General features: G+C 68.6%; 18 protein-coding genes and 1 pseudogene. 10 read left to right on the top strand and 9 right to left on the bottom strand.

What is annotated here, in order from left to right:
* The first annotated feature begins 152 nt into the window (after window positions 1-152).
* Together ELQ90_RS16130 and ELQ90_RS16125 are read left to right on the top strand one after the other, a co-directional pair.
* On the top strand, window positions 153-2,477 hold the full coding sequence (locus ELQ90_RS16130) for a carbon starvation CstA family protein (protein WP_128496328.1): 2,325 nt from the start codon (window positions 153-155) through the stop codon (window positions 2,475-2,477).
* Window positions 2,477-2,764, top strand: coding sequence for a YbdD/YjiX family protein (locus tag ELQ90_RS16125; RefSeq protein ID WP_341810343.1), 288 nt, complete (start codon window positions 2,477-2,479; stop codon window positions 2,762-2,764). Before ELQ90_RS16130 ends, ELQ90_RS16125 begins: the two co-directional genes overlap by 1 nt.
* Before the next feature lie 297 nt (window positions 2,765-3,061).
* Here the strand turns inward: ELQ90_RS16125 and arfA are convergent, their stop codons facing one another.
* The 4 genes from arfA to ELQ90_RS16105 form a co-directional block, all read right to left on the bottom strand.
* Window positions 3,062-4,603, bottom strand: coding sequence for an arabinosylfuranosidase ArfA (gene arfA / locus ELQ90_RS16120; RefSeq protein ID WP_128496327.1), 1,542 nt, complete (start codon window positions 4,601-4,603; stop codon window positions 3,062-3,064).
* Between the two features lie 193 nt (window positions 4,604-4,796).
* Complete coding sequence (locus tag ELQ90_RS16115; protein ID WP_128496326.1) at window positions 4,797-5,699, bottom strand: carbohydrate ABC transporter permease; 903 nt, start codon at window positions 5,697-5,699, stop codon at window positions 4,797-4,799.
* Window positions 5,696-6,676, bottom strand: coding sequence for a carbohydrate ABC transporter permease (locus ELQ90_RS16110; protein WP_424980843.1), 981 nt, complete (start codon window positions 6,674-6,676; stop codon window positions 5,696-5,698). The genes ELQ90_RS16115 and ELQ90_RS16110 overlap by 4 nt, the downstream gene beginning before the upstream one ends.
* Window positions 6,673-8,013, bottom strand: coding sequence for an extracellular solute-binding protein (locus tag ELQ90_RS16105; protein ID WP_128496325.1), 1,341 nt, complete (start codon window positions 8,011-8,013; stop codon window positions 6,673-6,675). Before ELQ90_RS16105 ends, ELQ90_RS16110 begins: the two co-directional genes overlap by 4 nt.
* A gap of 179 nt (window positions 8,014-8,192) precedes the next feature.
* On the opposite strand from ELQ90_RS16105, the gene ELQ90_RS16100 reads away from it, so the two are divergent.
* From ELQ90_RS16100 to ELQ90_RS16070, 7 genes and pseudogenes are all read left to right on the top strand, one after another.
* Window positions 8,193-10,268, top strand: a complete 2,076-nt coding sequence (locus ELQ90_RS16100) for an ATP-binding protein (protein ID WP_128496324.1) — start codon at window positions 8,193-8,195, stop codon at window positions 10,266-10,268.
* A gap of 294 nt (window positions 10,269-10,562) precedes the next feature.
* Entirely contained in the window at window positions 10,563-11,885 is a 1,323-nt protein-coding gene (locus ELQ90_RS16095; RefSeq protein WP_128496323.1) for a DNA cytosine methyltransferase, read from the top strand.
* Between the two features lie 134 nt (window positions 11,886-12,019).
* Complete coding sequence (locus ELQ90_RS16090; RefSeq protein ID WP_128496322.1) at window positions 12,020-14,485, top strand: excinuclease ABC subunit UvrA; 2,466 nt, start codon at window positions 12,020-12,022, stop codon at window positions 14,483-14,485.
* A 148-nt stretch (window positions 14,486-14,633) separates the two neighbouring features.
* Complete coding sequence (locus ELQ90_RS16085; protein WP_128496321.1) at window positions 14,634-16,277, top strand: hypothetical protein; 1,644 nt, start codon at window positions 14,634-14,636, stop codon at window positions 16,275-16,277.
* Window positions 16,278-16,279: 2 nt separating this feature from the next.
* Complete coding sequence (locus tag ELQ90_RS16080) at window positions 16,280-16,471, top strand: hypothetical protein (RefSeq protein ID WP_128496320.1); 192 nt, start codon at window positions 16,280-16,282, stop codon at window positions 16,469-16,471.
* A 71-nt stretch (window positions 16,472-16,542) separates the two neighbouring features.
* Complete coding sequence (locus ELQ90_RS16075) at window positions 16,543-16,743, top strand: hypothetical protein (protein ID WP_128496319.1); 201 nt, start codon at window positions 16,543-16,545, stop codon at window positions 16,741-16,743.
* 57 nt (window positions 16,744-16,800) lie between these two features.
* A pseudogene (locus ELQ90_RS16070) lies at window positions 16,801-16,986 on the top strand (pyridine nucleotide-disulfide oxidoreductase); the annotation flags it as partial.
* Window positions 16,987-17,001: 15 nt separating this feature from the next.
* Here ELQ90_RS16070 and ELQ90_RS16065 read toward each other — a convergent pair.
* The gene (locus tag ELQ90_RS16065; RefSeq protein WP_128496318.1) at window positions 17,002-18,021 is read right to left on the bottom strand and encodes a LacI family DNA-binding transcriptional regulator; all 1,020 of its coding nucleotides are present in this window, start codon (window positions 18,019-18,021) and stop codon (window positions 17,002-17,004) included.
* Between the two features lie 172 nt (window positions 18,022-18,193).
* Here ELQ90_RS16065 and ELQ90_RS16060 point away from each other — a divergent pair, with 172 nt between their 5' ends.
* On the top strand, window positions 18,194-19,231 hold the full coding sequence (locus ELQ90_RS16060) for a Gfo/Idh/MocA family protein (protein WP_128496317.1): 1,038 nt from the start codon (window positions 18,194-18,196) through the stop codon (window positions 19,229-19,231).
* Between the two features lie 34 nt (window positions 19,232-19,265).
* On the opposite strand, the gene ELQ90_RS16055 is transcribed toward ELQ90_RS16060, so the two are convergent.
* Genes ELQ90_RS16055 through ELQ90_RS16040 form a run of 4 tightly spaced genes read right to left on the bottom strand, consistent with a single transcriptional unit; the run spans window position 19,266 to window position 24,912 of the window.
* Window positions 19,266-21,044: an acetyl/propionyl/methylcrotonyl-CoA carboxylase subunit alpha gene (locus ELQ90_RS16055; protein ID WP_128496316.1), complete on the bottom strand. Its 1,779-nt coding sequence runs from the start codon at window positions 21,042-21,044 to the stop codon at window positions 19,266-19,268.
* A complete protein-coding gene (locus ELQ90_RS16050) occupies window positions 21,041-22,744 on the bottom strand; it encodes a 5-oxoprolinase subunit B/C family protein (protein WP_341810342.1) in 1,704 nt (567 codons plus the stop codon). The genes ELQ90_RS16055 and ELQ90_RS16050 overlap by 4 nt, the downstream gene beginning before the upstream one ends.
* Window positions 22,741-23,610, bottom strand: coding sequence for a LamB/YcsF family protein (locus ELQ90_RS16045; RefSeq protein WP_128496315.1), 870 nt, complete (start codon window positions 23,608-23,610; stop codon window positions 22,741-22,743). The genes ELQ90_RS16050 and ELQ90_RS16045 overlap by 4 nt, the downstream gene beginning before the upstream one ends.
* Before the next feature lie 51 nt (window positions 23,611-23,661).
* Window positions 23,662-24,912: an NRAMP family divalent metal transporter gene (locus ELQ90_RS16040; protein ID WP_128496314.1), complete on the bottom strand. Its 1,251-nt coding sequence runs from the start codon at window positions 24,910-24,912 to the stop codon at window positions 23,662-23,664.
* Between the last annotated feature and the right edge of the window lie 17 nt (window positions 24,913-24,929).

Here is a 24,929-nt window from a genome sequence, read left to right as displayed (position 1 = left end):
GATGTAGGTGGCGCCCTCGAACGGGTGTAGGGCTTTGGGGGGCCTGGGGGAGGGCGGGAGGGAGGAGGGGAGGGGAGGACAAGGAGTGGGCGGACGGCGTACGGCGCTGTTAGCATCACGACACCGACTTGATCCTTGAGGGAGGACTCGTCATGGGCAAAGACGCCAGGCGACAGAGCGACCCGTCCGCACGATCGAACCGGCGGGGAGATGTGCAGGCCCCCGCGGCGGGCGGCGAGGCCGAGCCCGTGGTCGTGCAGGACCCGGACCTTCCCCCCACCGCCCTCGACGAGGCCGAAGACACCCCAACGTGGACGCCGCCGAAGGTCATCGTGTGGGTGCTGATCGCGCTTCTCGGCGGCGTCGCGTGGACGATGCTCGCGCTCGTGCGCGGCGAGACCGTCAACGCAATCTGGTTCGTCTTCGCCGCGGTCTGCACCTACCTGATCGCCTACCGGTTCTACTCGAAGTTCATCGAGCGGAAGATCCTCCGGCCCGACGACCGGCGTGCGACGCCCGCCGAGTACAACCAGAACGGCAAGGACTTCGTGCCGACGGACCGCCGCGTCCTGTACGGCCACCACTTCGCCGCGATCGCGGGCGCCGGTCCCCTCGTGGGACCCGTGCTCGCCGCGCAGATGGGCTACCTCCCCGGAACGCTCTGGATCATCATCGGCGTGATCCTCGCCGGTGCCGTGCAGGACTACCTCGTGCTCTTCTTCTCGATGCGGCGCGGCGGCCGCTCGCTCGGCCAGATGGCGCGCGACGAGCTGGGTGTCGTCGGGGGAACGGCCGCGATCATCGCGACGCTCGCGATCATGGTCATCATCGTCGCGATCCTCGCGCTCGTCGTCGTGAACGCCCTCGGCGAGAGCCCGTGGGGCGTCTTCAGCGTCTCCATGACCATCCCGATCGCCCTCTTCATGGGCGTCTACCTCCGCTACCTCCGGCCCGGGCGGATCACCGAGGTGTCGATCATCGGTTTCGTGCTCCTCATGTTCGCGATCGTCGCCGGCGGCTGGGTCGCCGAGACCGAGTGGGGTGCCGCGGCCTTCACCCTCGACCGCACCGTCATCGCGGTCGGCATCATCGTCTACGGCTTCATCGCCGCGATCCTCCCCGTGTGGCTGCTGCTCGCGCCCCGCGACTACCTGTCGACGTTCATGAAGATCGGAACGATCGTCATGCTCGCGGGCGCGATCGTGCTCGTCCGCCCGGAGATCACCGTTCCGGCGTTCAGCGAGTTCGCCGGAGGGGATGCCGGTCCGGTCGTGAGCGGATCCCTCTTTCCCTTCCTCTTCGTCACGATCGCGTGCGGCGCGCTCTCCGGCTTCCACGCGCTCATCGCCTCGGGCACCACACCGAAGCTCATCGAGAAGGAGAGGCAGACCCGCTTCATCGGCTACGGCGGCATGCTCATGGAGTCGTTCGTCGCGATCATGGCCCTCGTCGCCGCGATCTCGATCGACCGCGGCATCTACTTCGCGATGAACTCGTCGGCCGCCGCGACGGGCGGCACGGTCGAGGGGGCCGTCGCGTTCGTGAACTCGCTCGGGCTCGCGGGCGTCGACCTCGCGCCCGAGGTGCTCACGCAGACCGCGGCGAACGTCGGCGAGGAGTCGATCGTCTCCCGGACGGGAGGCGCCCCGACGCTCGCCCTCGGCCTCGCGCACATCATGCAGCAGCTCATCGGCGGAACCGCGCTCATGTCGTTCTGGTACCACTTCGCGATCATGTTCGAGGCGCTCTTCATTCTCACGGCCGTCGACGCGGGAACCCGCGTCGCGCGGTTCATGCTGCAGGACACGTTCGGCAACATCGTCCCGAAGTTCCGCGATCCCGACTGGCGACTGGGGGCTTGGATCTGCACGGCCGTCATGGTCGCGGCGTGGGGAGCGATCCTCATCAGGGGAGTCACGGATCCGCTCGGCGGCATCAACACCCTGTTCCCGCTCTTCGGCATCGCGAACCAGCTGCTCGCGGCCATCGCGCTCGCCGTGTGCATGGCGATCGTCGCGAAGCGCGGCTACTTCCGCTGGTTGTGGATCGTGGTGGTGCCGCTCGCGTTCGCGGCCGTCGTGACGATCACGGCGTCAATGTTCAAGATCTTCTCGCCCGTTCCGGCGGTCGGATACTGGGCTCAGAACGCCGCGTTCCGCAACGCTCTCGAGACGGGTGAGGAGAGCTTCGGCACGGCGCCGACCCGAGCGGCGATGGAGGCGGTCGTGCGCAACACGACCGTGCAGGGCGTGCTGTCGATCGTGTTCGTGACGCTCGCCATCATCGTGATCGGGTTCGCGATCTGGCACACGGTGAAATCGATCCGCACCGGCGGAGGCCCGAGTTCGGAGGACCCCGCGGTCCCGTCGCGGCGCTTCGCCCCGTCGGGTCTCGTCGCGACGAAGGCGGAGAAGGACCTCGAGAAGCAGTGGGCCGACGTGGACGAGGACAAGCGACCCGCGCGGACGGGCCACTGATGCCGACGGCGTCGGGAGCCATGCGCGGGCCGGACGGGCGGGCGTCGGCTGGTCCGCCGGTCCGCGATGACGCCGCGCCGCTCGGCGTACTCGTGAGCGCGGGCGTCGTCCGCGGGTGGCGAGCGGTTCGGTGGTTCGTCACCTCGATGATGGGCGACACGGCGTATGCGACGTTCGTCGAGCACCAGCGACGAGAGCACCCGGGCGACCCGGTCCCGGACGAGCGGACCTTCTGGCGGGAGCGCTTCGCGGAGCAGGACAGGACGCCGGGGTCGCGGTGCTGCTGAGAGTGCCCGCGCTCCGCTTCGACCGAATCGGGAGGCGAGCCGGTCGTTCAGGAACCGGCTCGCCTCTCCACGGTTCGGCGCGGTAAGCCCAGCGCTCGCCGTGCTGCGGGAGGACGCACCCTCCGGCAGTGGCCGCTCCGCTCGCCGTCGGGAAACGGCCGGGTAGCGGAACGATCACAACACTGCCCGACGGATGCGGGACGGGTGGCGTTCGTCACCCGTCCGCATCATCCCCCGTGGGCGCGCGCGACGGCGCCGGGTGCTCCGGTCGCTGAGCCCGTCGAAGCGTCGACAGGCTCAGGCGCGGGCGACCTCGAGGACGACGACCGCCCACGAGAGCGGCGGCAGGGTCGCGCGGACGGCGCCCTCGACGATGTCGACGTCGCGGAGCGGCACGAGGCCGACGCGGTCCTGGTCGTCGACGACGTTCGCGGCCTTCCGGTCGCCGCCCTCGGGCACCGTCAGCACCTCGGCGGAGCGCACCGACGCGGCTCCGAGCCCGTGCAGGTCGACGGTCAGGTCGCCGGCCTCCTCGAGCGAGCGGTTCGCGAGGAAGAGCGCGATCGTCCCGTTCTCCTCGTCCCACGTCGCGGCCGCGTCGATCGCGTCGACGTCGCCGTACCGCTTCGTCGACACCGGCGACGAGTCGATCGCGAGACGGAGGACGCGCCCGCGTGCGAGCTGGGCGACGCGCGCGAACGGCCAGAAGATCGACTGCCGCCACGCGGGGCCGCCCTCCTCCGAGCGGATCGGGGCGATGACGTTGACGAGCTGCGCCTGGTTCGCGATCTTCACGCGGTCGCCGTGGCGGAGCAGGCTGTTGAGGAACGTGCCGACGACGACGGCGTCCGTGACGTTGTAGGTGTCCTCGATGAGCCGCGGGTGCTCGCGCCACTGACCCGCCGCCGTGATGACGTGCGGCTGGTCCTCCGTGTCGAGTCCCGACTGGTACCAGACGTTCCACTCGTCGAACGAGATGTTCACTTGCTTCGTGTGCTTGCCCGCCGCCTTCACCGCGTCGATCGTCGCGATGACGCCGTCGATGAACGCGTCCATGTCGACGGCCTCGGCGAGGAATGACGCGGCGTCGCCGTCGTGCTCCTGGTAGTAGGCGTGCATCGACACGTAGTCGACCTCGTCGTACGCGTGGGACAGCACCGTGTGCTCCCACGTTCCGAACGTCGGCATCTGCCGGTTCGAGGACCCGACGGCGACGAGCTCGATCGACGGATCGACGAACCGCATCGCCTTCGCCGTCTCCTGAGCGAGTCGGCCGTACTCCTGCGCCGTCTTGCCGCCGATCTGCCACGGCCCGTCGAGCTCGTTGCCGAGGCACCACAGCTTGATGTCGAACGGGTCCTCCGCGCCGTTCTTCCGGCGGAGGTCCGACCAGTAGGTGCCGCCCGGGTGGTTCGCGTACTCCACGAGGGCGCGCGCTTCCTCGACGCCCCGCGTGCCGAGGTTGACGGCCTCCATGATCTCGACGTCGGCCTCACGCGCCCAGTCGACGAACTCGTGCAGGCCGAACGCGTTGGTCTCGACCGTGTGCCAGGCGCCGTCGAGGCGGCGCGGGCGCTTCTCGACGGGTCCGACGCCGTCCTCCCACAGGTAGCCGGACACGAAGTTGCCGCCCGGGTAGCGTACGACGGTGGGGCCGAGCTCGCGCACGAGCTCGAGCACGTCGCGCCGGAAGCCGCGGGAGTCGGCCTGCGGGTGACCGGGCTCGAAGATACCCGTGTAGACGCAGCGGCCCATGTGCTCGACGAAGGAGCCGAAGAGTCGGCGCGGGACCTCGGCGATCGTGAAGTCGCGGTCGATGGTGATGCGTGCGGTGGACATTGCTCTCCTCGGTACTGGATCTGTGTGCTGGCGGTGCTGAACGTGGTGGGGGTGGGGGTGGGGGTGGTGGGGGTGCTGGCGGTGGTGGTCGTGACGAGCGGGCGCGGCGCGGCGCACGCCGTCGCACACCGGTCGGCGGCGGAGGAGGCTCCGCGCCGACCGGCGGCGGACGGATGACGAGGGAACGGCGGGCTTACGTGCCGCCGAAGCCCGTGGTGGCGACGCCCTTCACGATCTGCTTCTGGAAGACCAGGAACACGGCGATGAGCGGCAGTGCGGCGAGCACCGCTTGTGCCATCACTTGCGCGTACTGGACGCCGTAGGCGCTGATGACCGTCTGCAGTCCGACGGGCAGCGTCATGAGCGTCGTGTCGTTGATGACGAGGAACGGCCACAGGAAGTTGTTCCACGCGCCGATGAACACGAAGATCGCGACGGCCGCGAGGATCGGGCGCGACAGGGGCAGGACGATCGACCAGAAGATCCGGAAGCGCCCGGCGCCGTCGACGCGAGCGGCGTCCTCGAGTTCGATCGGCACGCCGTCGAAGAACTGCTTGAGGATGAACACCATGGCGGGCACGACCACTTGCGGCAGGATCAAGCCCCAGTAGGTGTCGACCATGTTGAACGCGAGCATCTGGTAGAAGAGCGGGATGATGATGGCCTGCGGCGGAACGACGATCCCCGCGATGACCACGGCGAACAGCCACTTGCGCCCGGCGAAGTCTAGCCGCGAGAACGCGTAGGCCGCGAGGGCCGAGATCGCGAGGGTGATCGCCGTGATGACCGCGGAGGTCAGGAGGCTGTTGCCCGCCCACAACCACACGTTGCCTTGCGACATGATCGCGGTGAACGCGTCGGTCGTCGGCCCGCTCGCTCCGATCCAGCCGGGGTCTCCGGAGGCGGCGTCGGTCTCCGTCTTGAACGCCGTGGCGACGGCCCAGAGGAAGGGCAGCAGCCAGCCGATCGCGAGCAGCAGCAGCACCGCGAAGGCGGCGATGCGCAAGGGACCGAAGGGACGGTCGCCGGGCTTGTGCGGGTGCGCCTTCTCCTTGGCGGCCGGAACGGCGATGCTCCGGGTTGCGGTGACGGTCATCGCAGGTTCCTCCTCCGGGAGACGACGAGCGCTTGCGCGACGCCGATGACGACGATGAGGGCGAAGAAGATGTAGGAGATCGCTGCGGAGAATCCGAAGCGGTATCCGACGAATCCGGCCTCGTACATGTACTGGACGATGGAGCGGGTGGTGTCGCTCGAGACGCCGCCGAGCATCTGGTACGCCTGGTCGAAGAGCTTGAGCGAGGCGAGCACCTGCAGCATCACGATGAGGACCGTCGCCGGGCCGAGCTGCGGGATCGTGATCGACCAGAGCTGTCGCCACGGGCCGGCGCCGTCGAGCGACGCGGCCTCGTACTGCTGGGCTGGGATGTTCTGGAGGGCCGCGAGGTAGAGCAGGAAGTTGAAGCCCACCGTCCACCACACGGTCGCGATGACGATCGCGTACATGTTGGTGTCGGCGTTCTGCAGCCACGCGATCGGCTCCATCCCGAACGCCTCGAGGACGTTGTTCGCGGCTCCGATCTGCGGGTTGAAGATCCACACCCAGATCTGCGAGATGACGGTCGAGGCCAGCAGGAACGGCATGAAGAACGACAGCCGCCACAGCCACTGGCCGGGGATGCCTCGGTCGACGAGCACCGCCATGACGAGCGCGATGAGCACGAGGGGGATCGTGGAGAGCACCGTGAACCAGAGCGTGTTGCCCATCGACCGCCACATGGTGGGGTCTGCGAGGGCCTCGGCGTAGTTCGCGAATCCGACGAGGCCGCCGCCCGTGCCTGTGAGGGACTGGTCGGTGAAGCTCAAGTAGATGCCGTGGATGATCGGCCAGACGAGGAACAGGACGAACGCGATCATGAACGGGGCGAGGAACGCCCAGCTCACGAGCTGTTCGCGGCGGCCCTTCGCTTCGTGGCGGCCGGGGCCGGACGTGCCGGTGACGATGGCGCGCGTGCTGGCTCCCGTGGTGGGACCCTTGCCGGTGGCGCGAGCGGTCTGCGGTGCGGTGGTCACGATCCGAACGTCCCTTCGGGGTCTGCCGGGTTGGGTTTGGCGAGCAGACCGTCGACGCGGCGTCGGAAGTCGGTGATCGCGGCGGCGGGGTCGTTTCCGTTGAGGGGCACTCCCTGCACGGCGGCGCCGAATTCGCTCTGGAAGTTCGAGCCGGAGCCCGTGAACCACGCCGGCGGGTCGTACTGCACGTACTGGGCGGCGTCGGCATAGTTGGCCTGCGGCACGAGGTCCGCGTAGTCCGGCGACTCCGTGACGGGCAGGTAGGCCGGAATATGGCCCGCCTCCGCCCAGTCGAACGAGCCCTTCAGCAGGTCGGCGACGAACTGGTAGGTGAGTTCGCGCTTCCCCTCGTCCGGGCTCGTCTGGTGGGGGAGGACGAAGGAGTGCGAGTCCGCGTAGACCGCGTCGGTCCCGTAGAGGGTGGGGATGCGGCTCGCGTTGAAGGGCAGCTCGGCGGCCTGCATCGTGCGGAGCTCCCACACGCCCGTGAAGAGCATGCCGCTGTTCCCGGTGGCGAACTCGGCGACGGCTGTGCCGTAGTCGGCTTGCGCCGCGGCGATCTCCCCGTCGAGGAGCGTCTGCATGTAGGTGAGCGACTCGATGGCCGCGTCGTCGTCGAGTTCGCTCTTGCCGCCCTCCGGCGTCTCCATCGTGAGGCCGTGCTGCGTGTAGAGCGTGTAGAAGAGGCGCCACATCTGGGCGCCGTCGCCGAGGTAGCCGAAGGACAGGCCGTGGCCGGTCGACTCGGCCGCGACCGCCCGGGAGAGCTCGAGGAACTCCTCGGGGCTCGTCGCCGGGGTGAGATTCCCGTCGCTGTCGAGCACACCCGCGGCGTCGCAGATGTCCGTGTTGTACATCAGGACGAAGGGGTGGGCGTCGAGCGCGACGCTGTAGAGGTCGCCGCCCGCGTGTCCCTTCTCCCAGATGGGAGCGGGGAACGTCGACTCGTCGACGCCGAGCGACGCGAGCTTGTCGACGTCCCAGGGGTCGAGGAGACCGCCCGGTGCGTAGCCGGCGACGCGCGTCGCGTGCATGATCGCGACGTCCGGCGCACGGCCGCCCGCCGCCGCCATCGCGAGCTTCGTGTAGTACGGCGTGCCCCACGAGAGGACGGTCGGTCGCACGCGATACGCGCTCTGCGCCGCGTTGGCGGTGTCGAGGAGACCCGACATCGTCACGCCGTCACCGCCCGAAAGCAGATGCCAGAACTGCAGGGTCTGCGCTCCCGGGGAGCCCGGCCCGGTCGGGGCACATCCAGCGAGGAAGGCCGTTCCCGCGAGGGCCGCCGCCGTTCCCGCGAGCATCTGCCGTCGCGAAATGGGGGTTGATGGTGTCATGTCACTCCCTTGTGACTACGTCTACCTACGAACGGGATAAGCATTACATCGATGTAATGGGGTTGGCAAGTGGTTCGCCGGACAAGGCGAGATACCTGCCGTACGCCCGCATGCTGATCGTGCTTGTTTGAGCGTTTCGGCAGCTCTTGCGATTCCCGCAGATGCCATAGGATGCGCTTGTGATCGAGCTCAACGAAGCCCCAGTCGACGACGATCTTGTCCGGGCGCCGTATCGGATGCGCTTATCGCGGCTGACGATCGACAAGCTCGGCGTAAAGCTCTACGACCGGGCGAGCGCAGTCGTTGCCGAACTGATCGCGAACTCCTACGACGCTGATGCAGAGAAGGTGACGGTAACGCTCCCTCTCGGGACCGCCTTGGCCACAAAGGATGAGGGCGGCGAGGTCATCGACGGGGGATGGACGCTCACGGTGAGTGATGACGGTCATGGGATGGATCCGTCCGAAGCTCAGCGCTACTTTCTGTCCGTGGGGTCGGATCGCCGCACACGGGCGGTCGCCGGCAGTCGATCTCGGAAGAAGCAACGACCAGTCATGGGGCGGAAGGGGATCGGCAAGCTCGCGCCCTTTGGTATCTGTAAGCGCATTGAAGTGCGCTCGGCTGGCGGACCCCTGACGGATAACGGATACAGAGTCAGTCACTTCATTCTTGACTTCGACACCATCGTTCGGGACGAGGATGGTGACGTGCCGGTTTCTGCTGGTTCGGATGATCAAACCTGGGACGCGAAAAGCGGTACCACCGTGGTCCTAAGTGATTTCCTCCCGAAGCGGGTTCCGAACCGCGAGATTTTTGGACGCCAGGTCTCGCGTCGGTTCGCGCTTGCCCGAACCGACTTCACGATCCACGTCGTGGACTTGCGGGCGGGCGACGATGCGGGCAGCGACGCCGAGTTTGACATTGCGAAGTTTCAGGTCGAGGTAAACGAGGGCACCAGGATTGACGTGGCCAACCGCCCAGTCCCGTACGACGACATGGCGTTGCCTGTTACGGGTTGGTTGGCCTTCGGGAAGCAAGCGATTCGCGACGAAGAAGAGGCGGGAGTTCGAATCTACGCCCGGGGGAAGATCGTAGCGACGACACGGGATTTCGAGCAGCCCGCGGGCTTCACAGGTGAGTTCACAATGCGGTCCTATCTCGTGGGCGAGATACACGCGGAGTGGTTGGACGAAGACGATACCGAGGACCTTGTCCGGACGGACCGACAGGGGATCCTATGGGATTCCGAGTACGGTGAGGCGCTTCGGGCTTGGGGTGCCGCCTTAGTTAAAGAAATCGCGAAGGCGTCGGCGGGCCCGAGGCGGGAAGGTAAGACCAAGATCTTCCTGCGCAACTCAGCCTTGGAGAAGCGAGCCCGGGAGAGATACGGCGAGAACCCCGCCGTAATTTCTGCGGTCTTGGAGTTCGGCTCTAAGTTGGGAGGCCTTGCTCACGAGGACGAACTGGAAGATCAGGATTACATCGACGACCTCACTGACATCGTCCTCTTGGTCGGGCCTCACCAGGCCCTTATTCGCTCGTTCCAAGCGATTGCAAGACTCGAGGATAAGACCGTAGAGCAACTGATCCCGCTCTTCACTCACACGAGGACCGCCGAGTTAGCAAGCTACGCGCAAATCGCTTCCGAGCGCGTTGATGCCGTTGAAGAGTTGAAGCAGGTGCTCGCGAAGGACGATGTCGTGGAGGCCGACTTGCAACAGCTGATCTCGGGTGCTCCGTGGTTGATCCGGCCCGACTGGTCGGTAATAAGCGAGAACCAGGCATTGAAGACTTTCCGTGACAGGTTCGCCGCATTCTGGAAGCAGCACTACGGCGAGGAGATCGACATCGCCATCAGCTATGAGCGCAAGCGGCCCGACTTCACTCTCGTTCACCTCGGTCGACAGCTTCACGTTGTGGAGCTGAAGAAGCCCGGGCATGACTTTGGTGATGCCGACTACGGTCGTCTCGAGAACTACTTGGAGGCCTTCGAGCAGTTCTTCGAGGAGCATAAAGCTCTAGGCGCTAACTTTCCCGACGGATGGGTGATCGATCTGATCGCCGACGGGATCAATATTCGTGACACGACTAAGCGTCGAGCCTTCGGCTCCGCTGCTACCAGTGGTCAGGTTGTACGACGAACGTGGAGCGACTTCTTGGGGGCTGCCGTAGTCGCGCACGAACAGTTCTTGGATGCCCATGACGAGGCGAGAAAAGTGGTGAACACTGAGAACTCGCAAATCTCCTCATCATGACGCCGCTTTCTAGCTGCGTCCCGGTTCGTCCAAGCCGTGGGTGGGCGCGGTTTGTGATGATCTCGAGCGGAACTGGTGCCGATTTGCGTCTCGTCTTCCGAGAGGCTGTGGTTTGAGAGTTGCTCGACGGTCGACCCGCATGAGCCGTCTCCGTCGGAGGCTCGGGATAATCTGAAACCATGCCTCAAGACCGACAGCCTCATCATCAGAACAGTTGCGGATCGCGGTGACGGCCTCGAGGGATGGTCGCTCCCAACCGATTTGTAAGGTTTCGAGAACGCGTCGAGGAGAGCTGTGAAGGCCATCAGTTTGTTTTCCAACTGCGGTGCTGGCGACATTGGATACTCCCAGGCCGGTTTTGATTTCCGGGTGATGGCTGAGCTGGACCCTGATCGGTTGGCCGTTGCGCTTGCGAACCATCCTGCAGCCACCGGAATCCCTGGCGACTTGCGGAAGACCTGGCCGGACGCCGTCGCCGCCTGGAGATCGCTTGAGGGTTCAGAACGGCCGGATTTATTGGCCGCGTGTCCGCCATGTCAGGGCATGAGCAGCGCTCGAAGCGGTCTTGGTAGCCATAAAGACCTCGAGGCGGGCGGCAGGGATCCGCGAAACCTGCTTGTGACAGTGATCGAATCGGTTGCACGGGAGCTTCGACCGCGCGCTATCGTTGTCGAAAATGTGCCCGCTTTCCTGACGCGTCAAGTCCCTAATCCCCTCGATGGAACACCGATTAGCGCTGCTCGCCTACTCATTGAGGCGCTGCGAGACGAGTACAAGGTTTTTGCGATGGTCGCTGATCTCGCTGATTGGGGAGTCCCTCAAACCCGGAAGCGTGCCTTCCTCACTTTGATACGTCGAAATGAGAAAGCAGAGCGCCCGGGTTCTACGCCGTTCCCCGCGCCAACCCATGGCGGCGCTCGTCCTCGGGTGTCAATCACCGAGGCACTTGGGCAGCTCGGTGCTTCAGTACTTGACGCTCGCGACCCTGGTGCAGCATCGGACCCGGGCAATCCCATGCACTTTGTCCCAGTATGGACGGAGCAGCGATACATGATGGTTGAGGCCATTGCGCCCAATTCGGGCAAAGGGGCTTGGGAGAATGATGTTTGTCCTCGGTGCGGGGCTACCTCCCACGACCGGGACGCAGCGCTGTGCGCTCGTTGTGATACTCCTTTGCTCCGGCCGGTTGTCCGAGACGGAAACGGCTGGCGTCTCATCAAAGGTTTCCGTAACAGTAGCTACAGCCGCATGCGAGCTGACATGCCGGCAGCGACCATCACTACTGCGAGTGGTCGCGTTGGCAGCGATAAGACTATTCACCCTTGGGAAAACCGCCTGCTCAGCCCCTATGAATGCGCATATCTGCAAACGCTTCCCGCTGATTTCCGCTGGGGGGACGCACTTGAACGATGGGGTCACACCCGTGTACGCGAGATGATCGGGGAAGCTGTGCCCCCAAGATTCACGCGGTTACACGGGCAAGCCATCCGGGCCTTCCTCGGGGCCGCCGATAGTGACGAGATCGATCTGTTGGATGACGAGGAGAAGCGTGTGCGGCGCGCTCACCAGCTAATCGACGTGAGCGATCAGAATGGACAAGCAAAGGAAGATTTGTAAGACCGGTCAGGCACCCGCACATTTCTAAGCCTTAATCGCGTTAAGCGAAGCGCAAAGGTCAGCTATGCGCTGTTTGCGGACGCGCCGGACTGCGACATCTTTGCTGTCATCTAATCCGGACTAGGCTCGAGCGGATGTCCTCCGCCGGAACACCCGTGCCCTCCTTCGCCCTCGAAGCGGCAGGCGCCGACGGCGCGACCCGCGACGGGTTCATCCGCGTGCGGGGTGCGCGGGAGAACAACCTGCGCGACGTGGACGTCGACGTGCCGCGCGACAGCATCGTCGCGTTCACCGGGGTGTCGGGGTCGGGGAAGACGTCGCTCGCGTTCGGGACGATCTTCGCGGAGGCGCAGCGGCGGTTCCTCGAGTCCGTCGCTCCCTATGCCCGGCGGCTGATCGCGCAGGGGAACACCCCGCACGTCGACTCCATCACGGGGCTCCCGCCGGCCGTCGCGCTGCAGCAGCGGCGCGGGGCGCCGAGTTCGCGCTCCACCGTCGGCACGCTCACGACGCTGTCGAACTCGGTGCGCATGCTCTACTCGCGCGCCGGCCGGTACCCGGAGGGTGCCGAGCGGCTCGAGTCCGACTCGTTCTCGCCCAACACCGCGGTCGGCGCGTGCCCGCGGTGCCACGGGCTCGGGATCGCGCACGAGGTCACGGAGGCGTCCGCGGTGCGCGACGACTCGCTCAGCATCCGCGACGGCGCCATCACCGCGTGGCCGGGAGCGTGGCAAGGGAAGAACCTCCGCGACGTGACCGCCGTGCTCGGGTACGACATCGATCGGCCGTGGCGCGAGCTGTCGCGCGAGGACCGCGACTGGCTCCTCTTCACCGAGGAGCAGCCCGTCGTCGAGGTGCACCCGCAACGCGACCGCGTCGCGAAGCCCTACAAGGGCCGGTTCTGGAGCGCCCGCCAGTTCGTGATGCACACGCTCGCGGACTCGCAGAGCGAGTCGCAGCGCACGAAGGTGCTGCAGTTCGTCGAGTCCGGGCCGTGCTCGCTGTGCGGGGGGAGCGGGCTGACGCGCGCGGCGCTCGCCGTGACCGTCTCCGGGCGCACGATCGCCGAACTCAACCGGCTGCCGCTCACCGACCTCGCGGACGTGCTGCGGCCCATCGCGTCCGTCGAGCACGCCGCCACTGCCACCTCGAAGGCGTCGTCGGGGGAGGGGACGGAGGTCGCCGTCACGATCTCGCGCGATCTGCTCTCGCGGGTCGAGGTGCTCACCGGTCTCGGCCTCGGCTACTTGAGCCTCGACCGCGCGACCCCCACGCTCTCGCCGGGTGAGATGCAGCGGTTGCGCATCGCGACGCAGCTCCGTTCCGGCCTCTTCGGCGTCGTCTACGTGCTCGACGAGCCGAGCGCCGGACTCCACCCCGCCGACGCCGAACCGCTCATCGAGGTGCTCGAGGGACTGCGCGCGAGCGGCAACAGCGTCTTCGTCGTCGAGCACAACATGGACATCGTCCGCCACGCGGACTGGATCGTCGACGTCGGGCCTGGTGCCGGTGCGAACGGCGGCGACGTCCTCTACAGCGGACCCGTCGACGGGCTCGCCGAGGTCGACGCGTCCATCACGCGGCGCTTCCTCCGGCCCGCCGAGCCGAGCGGCCCGCCGTCGACGCCCCGTGTTCCGGTCGACCGGCTCGAGCTGCGCGACGTGACGCTCCACAATCTCCGCGCGCTCGACGTCGACGTGCCGCTCGGGGTCCTCACGGCGGTCACGGGGGTCTCGGGCTCCGGCAAGTCGACGCTCGTCGGTCGCGTGCTCGCCGAGCGCGCGACGGAGCACTCGCTCGTCAGCCGCGTGGTCCAGGTGGACCAGAAGGCGATCGGCCGGACCCCGCGCTCGAACCTCGCAACGTACACGGGACTCTTCGACGCCGTGCGCGCGACGTTCGCCGCGACCGACGAGGCGCGCGCTCGCGGTTGGTCCGCCGGGCGGTTCTCGTTCAACGTGGCCGGCGGCCGCTGCGAGGTGTGCCAGGGCGAGGGCTCCGTCTCGGTCGAACTGCTCTTCCTCCCGGGCAGCTGGGCGCCGTGCCCCGAGTGCCACGGCTCCCGCTACAACCCCGAGACGCTGGAGGTGCTCTGGCGAGGGGCGACGATCGCGGAGGTGCTCGCGATGACCGTCGACGAGGCCGCGGAGTTCCTCGCCGACGTGCCCGCAGCCTCCCGCGGACTCGAGACGCTCCGGCAGGTCGGCCTCGGCTACCTGCGGCTCGGCCAGCCGGCACCGCAGCTCTCCGGCGGCGAAGCGCAGCGCATCAAGCTCGCGACGGAACTGCAGCGTGCACGCACGGGTCACACGCTCTACCTGCTCGACGAACCGACCTCGGGACTCCACCCCGCGGACGTCGAACTCCTCGTCGAGCAGTTGTCGCGCCTCGTCGACGCGGGGAACACGGTCGTCCTCGTGGAGCACGCGATGAGCGTCGTCGCGGCGGCCGATCACGTCATCGACATGGGTCCGGCGGGCGGCGACGAGGGCGGTCGGGTTGTCGCCGCAGGAACCCCCGCGGAGGTCGCGGCGTCGACAGCGAGCCGCACGGCCCCGTATCTCGTGGTGCAGCTCGGGGGGAATCCCTTCGGTCTCTGAGGTCGTCGAAGGGCCCCACTCCGAGAACGCTTCGACAAGCTCAGCGACGGAGAACGCATCGACAGGCTCGGCGACCGGCGTGCTCGAGGACCAGCCACCACCCGGACGCGGTCTAGCGTGCTGCCGTCCCGCCGCCCACAATGGGGACATGCACGAGGTCCCCGGCGCGAGCGCGCGCGATCTGCCCGCTCCGGCCAGCCCCGAGGAGGTCGCCGCTCGATTCGGGCGGCCCGTGTTCGGGCTCGTCCCGCAGCCTCACGTGAGGGAGCTCGACGTGCTGTCGACCGTCGCGACCGGCGAGGAGCTCAGCGAGGTGTCCGTCTCGTACTCCTTCCTCGCCGAGCCGGGCGACCCGACGGATCCGCGGAATCTCGTGCCGACCGTCCGCGACATCGACGGGTGGCTCGAGAAGGCCGAACGGGACGGGCAGCCCGAATGGTTCGTGCGCGGGCTGCAGTCGATGCGGTTCCCGATGGTCTGGGAAGCGGTGCGGACGACGACGCGAGTGGACCCGTGGGCTGCGACGACGGCCGAGCGCCTCGCCGCGCACATGGAGCACGTGCTCCTCAACACAGCCGACGAGCGCCAGCGACGTGACGACTCCGGCATCCCCTCCCTCGACGCGGGAGTGACCGCGGCTCACGCTCTGCCCGCGAACGTCGCGGTCGACGGCGCCGAGCGCCCGGGTATCCAGATCGACACCGACGCGACCGTGATCGGGCCGAGCGCCTCGACGTGCGGCTCGTCACGCGGTGGGGCGCTGATCATGCGCGCTGACCGCGGTGTCGACCCGATGCCGTTCCCCCTCGTCGGCGACCCCCTCGTCGACGACAGGCGCGGGGAACCGACGCCGGGTCGTCTCATCGCGGCCATCGCGGCGACGGCCCTCCTCTTGTGGGTCGCGCTGACGATCGGGGGACAGGCGGCCGTCGTCCTGATGTTCGGGGGGATGGTGGGTCTCGCGGTGCTCGCGGTCGCGGTCGCGGTGGCATGTGCCACGGTGGCGATCGTCCTCTCCGCGTTGACGGGCCGGCGTCGCATCGGAGCCGCCATCGCCGTGACCCTGCTCGCCTTCGTCGCGACGGCCGTCGGCCTTGTCGGTTTCGGCAGCATCCCCATGATCTGGGTTGGCTTCGAGCTCGTGCACCTCATCGTCGCCGTGCTGAGCGCCCTCGTGCTCGGGCTGTTCCTCGAGCCGCTCTGGCTGCGGATCGTGGGGGCGCTCAGTCTCGTGGCGCTCATCGTCGCGGGTGCCGTGCTCCTCGCGCCCGAAAACGCCGAGCCCGAGCCCTCCCCGGACGCCCTGCAGGCCCAGGTGAACTTCGAGTACTTCATCGAGAACGGGACCTATCCGATGGTCGCGGACCTCCCCGGTGCGACGCTCGCCGGTCACCCGGCCACGGGCGAGTTCGCCCACACGCTCATGATCACCGAGGACGGCGGGGTGCTCGACATCGTCCGTGAGGCGGCGACGACGAGCAACCCCGACATCACCCCCTGCTGGTACCTGATCCGCGAGACCCTGCCCCTCGAGCAGACCGACACTCTCGCCGACTACGCGTCCTGGTGCGTCAAGGAGGGCGACGTGTGGCGGATGGTCGACGGCACGGGCCTCGCCCGGATGGAGGACGGCGACCTCATCGCCGTCCGTCCCGCTTTCGACCCCGACGTCGCGAACGTCGGCGGTTCCCGACCGGCGAACGCCGACGAGATCGCGGCAGCGTGGGCGACGCTGCGACCGATGACGGAAGCCGAGGTGCGCCGGCACGTCCAGTGGCCGGGTGTGGAGTGACGGTGGATCGACGCACTCGCAGGCTCTTCTTCGTCGGAGCGCTGCTCTACGTCGCGGGAACGGGATTCAATCTGCTCGGGCAGTTCGGGGAGGTCCGCTGGGCGGTCATCGTGGCGATCGTCCTGTGGGTCGTCGGAGCGGGCGCGGTCCTCGTCGCGGCGACGCGTTTCGTCAGTGGTCGCCGCAAGCGGTGAGCCGCTCTGGCGTGCCCGGCGACTCCGAGAATCTCCTGTCGCGCGATCGCCGCATGCGATGAAATGGTCGCATGTTCATCGAGAGCCTCACCGGCAGCCACTGGGATCTGCGTCACGTGGTCAACTACCGTCGTAACGACAAGACCGGCGGGTACCTCCTGCTGTTCCCGGTCGACGGTGGCAACGTCAAGATCGCGCCGGATCACCCGCAGTTCCGGCAGATCGAGCACTACCTGATGTCATCGACGCTCGGACCTGATCAAGCCGTCTGAGGGACGGTTCGTGGCGGGGCGCCCGGCGCCTCCGTCGGAGGCCGCCCGCTCACGGGCTCGGTGTGCCCGTTCACGGTTTCCCGGTCGAGCGTGGTGCTCGCGGAGTTCGACGACCGCTACCGGCCGAAGCCGTCCATCCCGTTCTGGCCGGGCCTCGCGAAGGAGAACCGAGGGACCTTCATCGCCGACCGGTACGTGCTGCCGTGGGTCTACTGGAACCTGATCCTGCAGGGCCGCGCCTGACTCGATGAAGGCGTCTCAGTCGCCGGTGCTCGCCCGGACGATCAACTCGTAGGGCACGGTGACGGAGCGCGCGGGGGCCGTGCGCTCCGTCATCCGCCGGTTGAGGAGCGACAGCGCCTCCTCCGCGACCCGGCGCAGGTCGAAGCCGATCGTCGTGAGGGCGGGACTCGAGAACCGCGCCATCTCGACATCGTCGAAACCGGTGACGAGGACGTCGTCGGGGACACGCTTTCCATGAGTGGCGAGGCTGTGCAGGACGCCGAGGGCGAGCGTGTCCGTGAAGGCCACGACGGCGTCGAACTCCACGCCGCTCGCGATGAGGCCGTCGACGGCGGCGGCCGCCGAGGGGGTGGTCCAGGGGAGCGGGTTGATCTCGAGCCGCGGATCCGGCTCGATGCCGGCATCGCGGAGAGCGTCACGGTAGCCGTCGAGGCGCAGCCGGCTCGCGGCCGTCTCCTTCTCGGGATTCTCGTCGCCGCCGATCGCCGCGATCCGTCGCGCCCCGCGCGAGATGACGTGCCGCGTGATGTCGCGAGACGCGGCGCGGCTGTCCACGATGACGTGATCCGTGACGCGCTGCTCGACCTCGCCGATGAGCACGACGGGCGGAAGGTGGTCGGCGTACTCGACGGCGCTGTCCTCCACGCGGATGGGGTTGAGGATCAGCCCGTCGATCAGGTGCGCCCGCGCGCGCGAGAGCAGCTCGACCTCCCGACCGGGCTCGGCGCCCGTCTCCTCGACCTGCACGGCGAGGCCCCGCTCGTGGGCCACCTCGACCAGGTCGTGCAGGAGTTCGGCCGAGTAGGGGGTCGCGAGGTCGGGCAGCGCGACCGCGATCGTGCCTGACCGCCCGTTGCGCAGGCCCCGAGCGCTGAGGTTGGGGACGAAATGGAGCTCCGTCATCGCGGCCTCGACACGCTCGACGGTCTCGGGCCGCACGAAGACCGTGCCGGTGACGACATTCGACACGGTTTTCGGAGAGACTCCCGCGAGCGCGGCGACATCCTTCATCGTCGCGCGCGCCCGTCCTGCCATGTGCTCAGGATAGGGGAGGGGTGCTGGCGCGTGCTCGGCGCCCGTGCTCCGACGCGATCGGTGGTCGTCGCTCCGGTGTTAGCGTGGACGACGCGGCCTCGATGCCGACCGCACGGGCGGTCAGGAGCAGTCTGTCGGGGTACTGCAGCCGCCGAATCACAGGAGCTTCTTCGTGCCACTCAACGTCATCCATGTCGGCCTCGGTGGTTGGGGAGGCAACTGGGCCCGGCTCGCCATCCCGCGGGTGCCGGACGTCGACGTCGTCGCGGTCGTCGACATCGACGCGAAAACCCGAGCGGACGTCCTCACGGCGATGAAGCGCCCGGATCTGCCGGACTTCGCGTCGCTCGCCGAGGCGCTCGACGGCGTCTCCGCCGATGCCGTCGTCATCACCGCACCGGCCGTGACCCACGTGCCGCTCGCCCTCGAGGCGCTCGATGCCGGGAAGCACGTGCTCGTGGAGAAGCCCTTCGCCAACACCGTCGAGGAGGCCGCCGTCGCGGTGCGCCGGGCCGCGGAGAAGAATCTGGTCCTGCAGGTCAGCCAGAACTACCGCTTCTATCCGGCGCCGCGCGCGGTGCAGCGATTGCTGGCAGCCGGCGAGATCGGCGAGATCTCGGCGATCAACATCGACTTCCGCCAGTGGGACAACGACGCTCCGAAGACGACGCACCGGCACTACCGCTTCCCGCACCCGCTCATCAACGACATGGCGATCCACCACTTCGACCTGCTCCGCAAGACGACCGGTCAGGAGGCCGTGAGCGTCTACGCGAAGGTGGGCGATCCGTCCTTCAGCCGCTACGACGAGGAGGCCTCCGCCGTCATCGTCATCGAGATGGAGTCGGGTCTCGTGGTGAGCTACCGCGGCAGCTGGGTGAGCCGTGGCGCGCCGACGGCGTGGGCGGGGGAATGGGCGATCGACGGGGAGAAGGGGCAGATCGAGTTCACCAGCCGGCTCGGTGACAACCCCGACGGTGACAGGGTGTCGCTCCGTCGCCCCGGAGGCGAGCCCGTCGCGGTCGATCTCGAAGACATGCCGCTCTACGGGCGGTCCGCCGGGCTGCAGCACTTCGCGCGGTCGATCGCTTCGGGCACCGCGCCCGAGACGTCCGGAGCCGGAAACCTGGGGAGTCTCGCGCTGATGGAGGCGGCGGCGCGTTCGGCCGCGTCGGGTCGCACGGAGCCCGTCATCATCCCGGAGGTCTGACCGACGACCGTCCGATCAGGGCACCGCAACGTCCTCAGGCGGTGGTGATCCGCGCGAGAACCGTGGTGGGGGAGACGGGGTCGCCGGGAGACGGGGCGTCGTCCGCGAGCTCGGCGGTGCCGGCGACGGGAGCTGTGACCGTCGTCTCCATCTTCATGGCCTCGATGACCGCGATCGTGTCGCCCTTCTCCACGGCGGCGCCGTCCTCGACGGCCCATCGCACGAGGGTGCCGGCCATCGGTGCGAGGACGTCGCCGTCGGCGGCAGCAGCGGACGGACTCGTTCCCGCGGTGGAGGCGGAAGCCGAGCCGGAAGCCGTCCCGCCACCGAGCGCGACGGCACCCGCGAGCGACGAGGGCAGCCGCAGGCTCAACCGCTGGCCGTCGACCTCGATCCAGGAGGAGACGACGTCGGGCCCGACCGGCTCCTCCGCGAGCGCTTGCGGCGGCGTGCGGTCCGCGAACGTCGTCTCGATCCATTGCGTGTGTACGGCGAAGCCGTCCTGGGCGGTGAATTCGGCGTCGTCGAGCACGGCCCGGTGGAACGGCAGGACCGAGGCGACACCCTCGATGCGGAACTCGCGGAGCGCTCGCCGTGCCCGCGTGAGCGCGGCGTCCCGATCGACCCCCGTGACGATGAGCTTGGCCATCATCGAGTCGAAGTTCCCGGACACGGCGGAGCCCGACTCCACGCCCGTGTCGAGCCGCACGCCCGGACCCGTCGGCGGCGCGAACACGGAGATCGTGCCGGGAACGGGGAGGAAGCCGCGCGCCGGATCCTCGGCGTTGATGCGGAACTCCAAGGAGTGCCCGCGCGCCGCTGGTGTCTCGGTGATCGAGAGCGGCAGTCCCGCCGCGATGCGCAACTGCTCACCGACGATGTCGACGCCCGTCGTCTCCTCGGTGACGGGGTGCTCCACCTGAAGTCGCGTGTTCACCTCGAGGAAGGAGAGCAGGCCGTCGACGCCGAGGAGAAACTCGACTGTCGCCGCGCCTCGATAATCGGCGGCCGCGCAGATATCGCGGGCCGCGGTGTGCACACGCTCGCGCTGCTCGTCGGTGAGGAACGGCGCCGGCGCCTCCTCCACGAGCTTCTGACTGCGGCGCTGGAGCGAGCAGTCGCGCGTGCCGAGGACGACGACGTTGCCGTGGTCGTCCGCGAGGACCTGCGCCTCCACGTGCCGGGGTCGCTCGAGGTAGCGCTCGACGAAGCACTCACCGCGACCGAAGGCTGCGACGGCCTCGCGGCCGGCGGCCTCGAACAGCTCGGCGACCTCGTCGAGGCGTCGCGCGACGCGCATCCCACGACCGCCGCCGCCGAACGCCGCCTTGATCGCGATCGGCAGACCATGCTCCTCCGCGAAGGCGACGGCCTCGGACGGGTCGGCGACAGGATCCGTGGTGCCGGCGATGAGCGGCGCCCCGACCGACTCCGCGAGTCGCCGCGCCGAGATCTTGTCACCGAGGAGTTCGATGCTCTCGGGACTCGGACCGACCCACGTGAGACCCGCATCGCGCACCGCTCGAGCGAAGTCCGCGCTCTCGCTCAGGAAGCCGTAGCCCGGGTGCACGAGGGTCGCGCCCGAGGCGAGCGCGGCCGCGAGGACCTTCTCGGCGTCGAGGTAGGTCTCCGCGGCGGTGACGCCGTCGAGGCCGTACGCCTCATCCGCGAGGCGGACGTGTAGCGCGTCTGCGTCGCCGTCGGCGTACACGGCGACGGAGGCGTAGCCGTGATCGGCGCAGGCCCTCGCGATGCGGACGGCGATCTCGCCGCGATTCGCTATGAGGACCTTCTGGGGGGCGTGGGCGTTCATCGGTGGTCCGTTCCTGCTTGCTCGGGCTCGTCGTGCTCGGGATTCGTGTCGCTTCTCGGGTCGCTCCCGCCGTCGGCCGCTTCCGCGGGCCCGCCGATCTCGTGGAACGGCCCGACGACACGGAAGCGCACGCGCGATCCCACCGGGAGCTGCCCGGCGAGCGGGACCTGGTCGGCGACGACAGCCCCGATCACGGGGTAGCCGCCCGTGAGGGGGTGGTCGGCGAGGAAGAGCACGGGCTGGCCGTTCGGAGGGATCTGGAGGGCACCGGCGACGCACCCCTCGCTCGGCAGCTCGTCCGTGCGTTCGCGCTCGATCGGGGTCCCGGCGAGGCGGACGCCGACGCGGTTCGACTGCGGGGTGACGTCCCATACCTGTCCGGTGAGGGCGGAGACCGCGTCGGCGCTCAGCCAATCGGTGCGAGGACCGAGCACGACATCGAGCACGGTCTCCTCGCCCGCTCGCGGCAGCGCGCGGGCGGGGGCCGACTCGACCATCACGGAGGGGGCGCCGACGGTGGGCCGCACGCCGAGGAGCCGCCCGGCCGTCACGGGCGCGGGGCCGACGGCCGAGAGTGCGTCCGTCGCGAGGCTGCCGAGGACGGGCTCCTCCGCGAAGCCGCCGCGGACGGCGAGGTACGCTCGCACGCCGGCGGTTGCCATTCCGAGCTGAAGTTCGTCGCCGTCGTCGAGCGCGATGGCGGTGTGCAGGGGCGCTGAGCGTCGCGAGCCGTCGCGCCGGACGAGCGTGAGGGGGACGGCTGCGCCCGTGACGGCGACGACCTGGGGTCCGTGTGCCCGCAGCTCGAGTCCCCCGACGACGACCTCGAGGGTCGCTTCGGTCGTGTCGTTCCCCACGAGCCGGTCGGCCGCGCGCAACGACACCGGGTCGAGGGCGCCGGACGCCGAGACGCCCATGCTCGTGAAGCCGGTGCGCCCGAGATCCTGGAACGTCGTCTGGAGTCCCGCCTTCAGGACCTCGAGCCCGACGAAGCCCGCGACGTCGTCGTCCTCGCGCGCCTTCGCCGCCGCGTTCTCGCCGCTGTCGGTCGCGGTCGCCGCCACCGACACCGATGCCCTCTCGGTTCCCACGAGGTCGAAGCGCACGCGATCGCCGGGCTCGAGGAACGCCGGGCGCTCCCGCGCGAGGTCCCACATCGGCAGGTCCGTCGTCCCGATGAGCTGCCAGCCGCCCGGGCTCTCGCGGGGGTACACGCCGCTGTAGGTGCCCGCGAGTGCGACCGAACCGGCGGGGATGCGCGTCCGCGGCGACGACCGTCGGGGCACGTCGAGAAGCGGATCGCCTCCCGTGAGGTACGCGAACCCCGGTGCGAAGCCGACGAACGCGACGGCGTACTCCGCGTCCGCGTGCCGGCGTACGACCTCATCGGCCGCGACACCGAGCAGCTCGGCGACAGCGGACAGGTCCTCGCCGTCGTAACGGACAGGGATGCGGCGGAGCGTGGCCTCGCGCGCGGCGAGGGCGTCGAGCGGGCGCGATCTCACGTCGCGCGCGAGCGCTTCCGCCGACACGGCCGAGGGCCGGAACGCGACGAGCAGCGTGCGGGCGCCGGGCACCACGTCGACGACGCCCGCGACCGGATCGGCCTCGAGCGACGCGACGAGCGCGAGGGTCTCGTCGAGATCGGCGAGCTCGACGAGGACCGCATCGTCGCGGACAGGTAGGACGCGCACGCTCACGAGCGCCCGACGCCTCCGAGCGGTGCCGCTCCGGCATCCTTGACATCCAGGGCGGCGAGACCCTGCTGCTCCGTTCCCTCCGACGTGGCCGGGCGTGCGCCGCCGAGCTCGGGCGCGAACGCCTCGATGCCGATCCCGGCCTCGGTGAGGGCCGCGCGCACGCGGGCCGCCATGTCGGTCGCGCCCGGGCTGTCACCGTGGACGCACAGCGAATCGGCCCGCACCGAGACGACGCTGCCGTCGATCGCGGTCACGGTGCCCTCCGTCACGAGGGTCACCATGCGTCGGGCGATGTCGTCGGCGTCGTGGAGCACGGCGCCGGCTTCACGGCGCGACACGAGAGTGCCCTCGGGCGTGTAGGCGCGATCGGCGAAGGCCTCCGTCGCGGTCGGCAAACCCCGCTCTTCCGCGATCCGCAGCACGGCGCTGCCCGGCAGCCCGAGGATCACGAGGCGAGCATCGACGGCGGCGACGGCCTCGACGACGTCTCGCGCCTGCCGCTCGTCGTGCACGATGGTGTTGTAGAGCGCGCCGTGCGGCTTCACGTAGGTGACCTCGCCGCCGTCCGCTCGCGCGATGCCCTGCAGAGCGCCGATCTGGTAGATCACGTCGGCCACGAGCTCGGCGCTCGCGACGTCCATGTTCCGGCGTCCGAAGCCCGCGAGGTCGCGGTAGCCGACGTGCGCGCCGATCGTCACACCGGCCGCGACGGCCCCGCGTACCGTCTCCCGGATCCCCACGGGGTCGCCCGCGTGGAAGCCGCACGCGATGTTGGCGCTCGAGACGATGTCGAGCATGCGGGCGTCGTCACCGAGGGTCCAGCGGCCGAAGCTCTCGCCGAGGTCGCTGTTGAGGTCGACGGTCATGGTGTCCTCCGGAGTCCTGGTGCGATGGGGTGTGGCGTACCGACGCGGGCGTCAGCCCGCGATGAGCGCGAAGATCGGGCCCACGGCGTTGACGGCCATGTACCACGTCACAACCACCGCGATCGAGCCGATGATCAGCAGCCACTTCGGGTAACGGTACCCACCGAGCACGCGGGGGCGGAACCATCCGATGAACATGAAGAGCGTGAGACCGATGGGGAGGATGAGGCCGTTGAGCCCGCCGACGAAGACGAGCAGCGTGGCCGGCGCCGTGCCGATGGAGAGGTAGACGGCGAGCGAGAGCAGGATGAAGCCGACGGTCCAGTAGTCGGCGACGCGACCCGTGATCTTCGCCGAGAAGACCGGCAGGAACGACACCGACGTGTACGCGGCGCCGATGACGCTCGTGATGGCGGCGATCCAGAAGATCGCTCCGAAGATGCGCAGACCCGCCTCGCCGGCCGCGGCTTCGAACGCCTGGGCGCCGGGGTTGGCGGTGACGTCGAGCACGACGCCGCTCGCGACGACGCCGAGGATCGCGAGGAAGAGCACGTACCGCATGAGGCCGGTGACGAGGATGCCGTTGAGCGCCGCGCGGTTGACCTCCTTGATGTGCTCCGGACCTGCCGTGCCGGAATCGAGCAGCTTGTGGGCGCCGGCGTACGTGATGTAGCCGCCGACGGTGCCGCCGACGATCGTCGTGATGGTCGCGAAGTTGATCTCGTTCGGCCACACGGTCTGACGGAGAGCGTCGCCGATCGGCGGCTGCGAGATGATCGCGACGATCACGGTGAGGACGATCATCGCAAGTCCCGCGACGATGACGACGCGGTCGATCACGACGCCGGCGCGCTTCACGAGGAAGATCGCGATCGCGATGGCCGCGCTGATGACACCACCGATCTTCGGGTCGAGGCCGAAGAGCGTGTTGAGACCGAGCCCCGCTCCCGCGATGTTGCCGATGTTGAAGACGAGCCCGCCGAGCACGATGAGGACGGCGAGCACGTAGCCGCTGCCGCGGAGCGCCTCGTTCGCCAGCACGCTCGCGCGCTTGCCGGTCACCGTCACCATGCGCCAGATGTTGAGCTGCACGGCGAGGTCGATGAGGACCGACGCGAGGATGCCGAACGCGAATGCCGCACCGAGCTGCGCGGTGAACGTCGCCGTCTGCGTGATGAAGCCCGGGCCGATGGCCGAGGTGGCCATGAGGAAGAGGGCGCCGAGCAGGGAGCGGCGACGCGACTTCGCGAAGGCCTTGAGCTCGTCCGGCGACGCGGGCGCCGGGGTGGTCGATTCGGTCATGGGTCCAGATCCTGTTC

Origin of the sequence: Labedella phragmitis (genome assembly GCF_004078635.1) — a bacterium.
Classification (GTDB): Bacteria; Actinomycetota; Actinomycetes; order Actinomycetales; family Microbacteriaceae; genus Labedella; species Labedella phragmitis.
The sequence above is the reverse complement of the archived record's forward strand: the minus strand, read 5'-3'. Positions and strand labels throughout refer to the sequence as shown.

What these genes read in the sequence shown, in the direction of transcription:
- ELQ90_RS16045 (WP_128496315.1), bottom strand. Translation starts at nt 23,610, where the DNA reads ATGACCGTCGACCTCAACAGCGACCTCGGCGAGAGCTTCGGCCGCTGG.
- ELQ90_RS16040 (WP_128496314.1), bottom strand. Translation starts at nt 24,912, where the DNA reads ATGACCGAATCGACCACCCCGGCGCCCGCGTCGCCGGACGAGCTCAAG.
- ELQ90_RS16085 (WP_128496321.1), top strand. Translation starts at nt 14,634, where the DNA reads ATGCACGAGGTCCCCGGCGCGAGCGCGCGCGATCTGCCCGCTCCGGCC.
- arfA (WP_128496327.1), bottom strand. Translation starts at nt 4,603, where the DNA reads ATGTCCACCGCACGCATCACCATCGACCGCGACTTCACGATCGCCGAG.
- ELQ90_RS16130 (WP_128496328.1), top strand. Translation starts at nt 153, where the DNA reads ATGGGCAAAGACGCCAGGCGACAGAGCGACCCGTCCGCACGATCGAAC.
- ELQ90_RS16065 (WP_128496318.1), bottom strand. Translation starts at nt 18,021, where the DNA reads ATGGCAGGACGGGCGCGCGCGACGATGAAGGATGTCGCCGCGCTCGCG.
- ELQ90_RS16075 (WP_128496319.1), top strand. Translation starts at nt 16,543, where the DNA reads ATGTTCATCGAGAGCCTCACCGGCAGCCACTGGGATCTGCGTCACGTG.
- ELQ90_RS16055 (WP_128496316.1), bottom strand. Translation starts at nt 21,044, where the DNA reads ATGAACGCCCACGCCCCCCAGAAGGTCCTCATAGCGAATCGCGGCGAG.
- ELQ90_RS16105 (WP_128496325.1), bottom strand. Translation starts at nt 8,013, where the DNA reads ATGACACCATCAACCCCCATTTCGCGACGGCAGATGCTCGCGGGAACG.
- ELQ90_RS16090 (WP_128496322.1), top strand. Translation starts at nt 12,020, where the DNA reads ATGTCCTCCGCCGGAACACCCGTGCCCTCCTTCGCCCTCGAAGCGGCA.
- ELQ90_RS16115 (WP_128496326.1), bottom strand. Translation starts at nt 5,699, where the DNA reads ATGACCGTCACCGCAACCCGGAGCATCGCCGTTCCGGCCGCCAAGGAG.
- ELQ90_RS16125 (WP_341810343.1), top strand. Translation starts at nt 2,477, where the DNA reads ATGCCGACGGCGTCGGGAGCCATGCGCGGGCCGGACGGGCGGGCGTCG.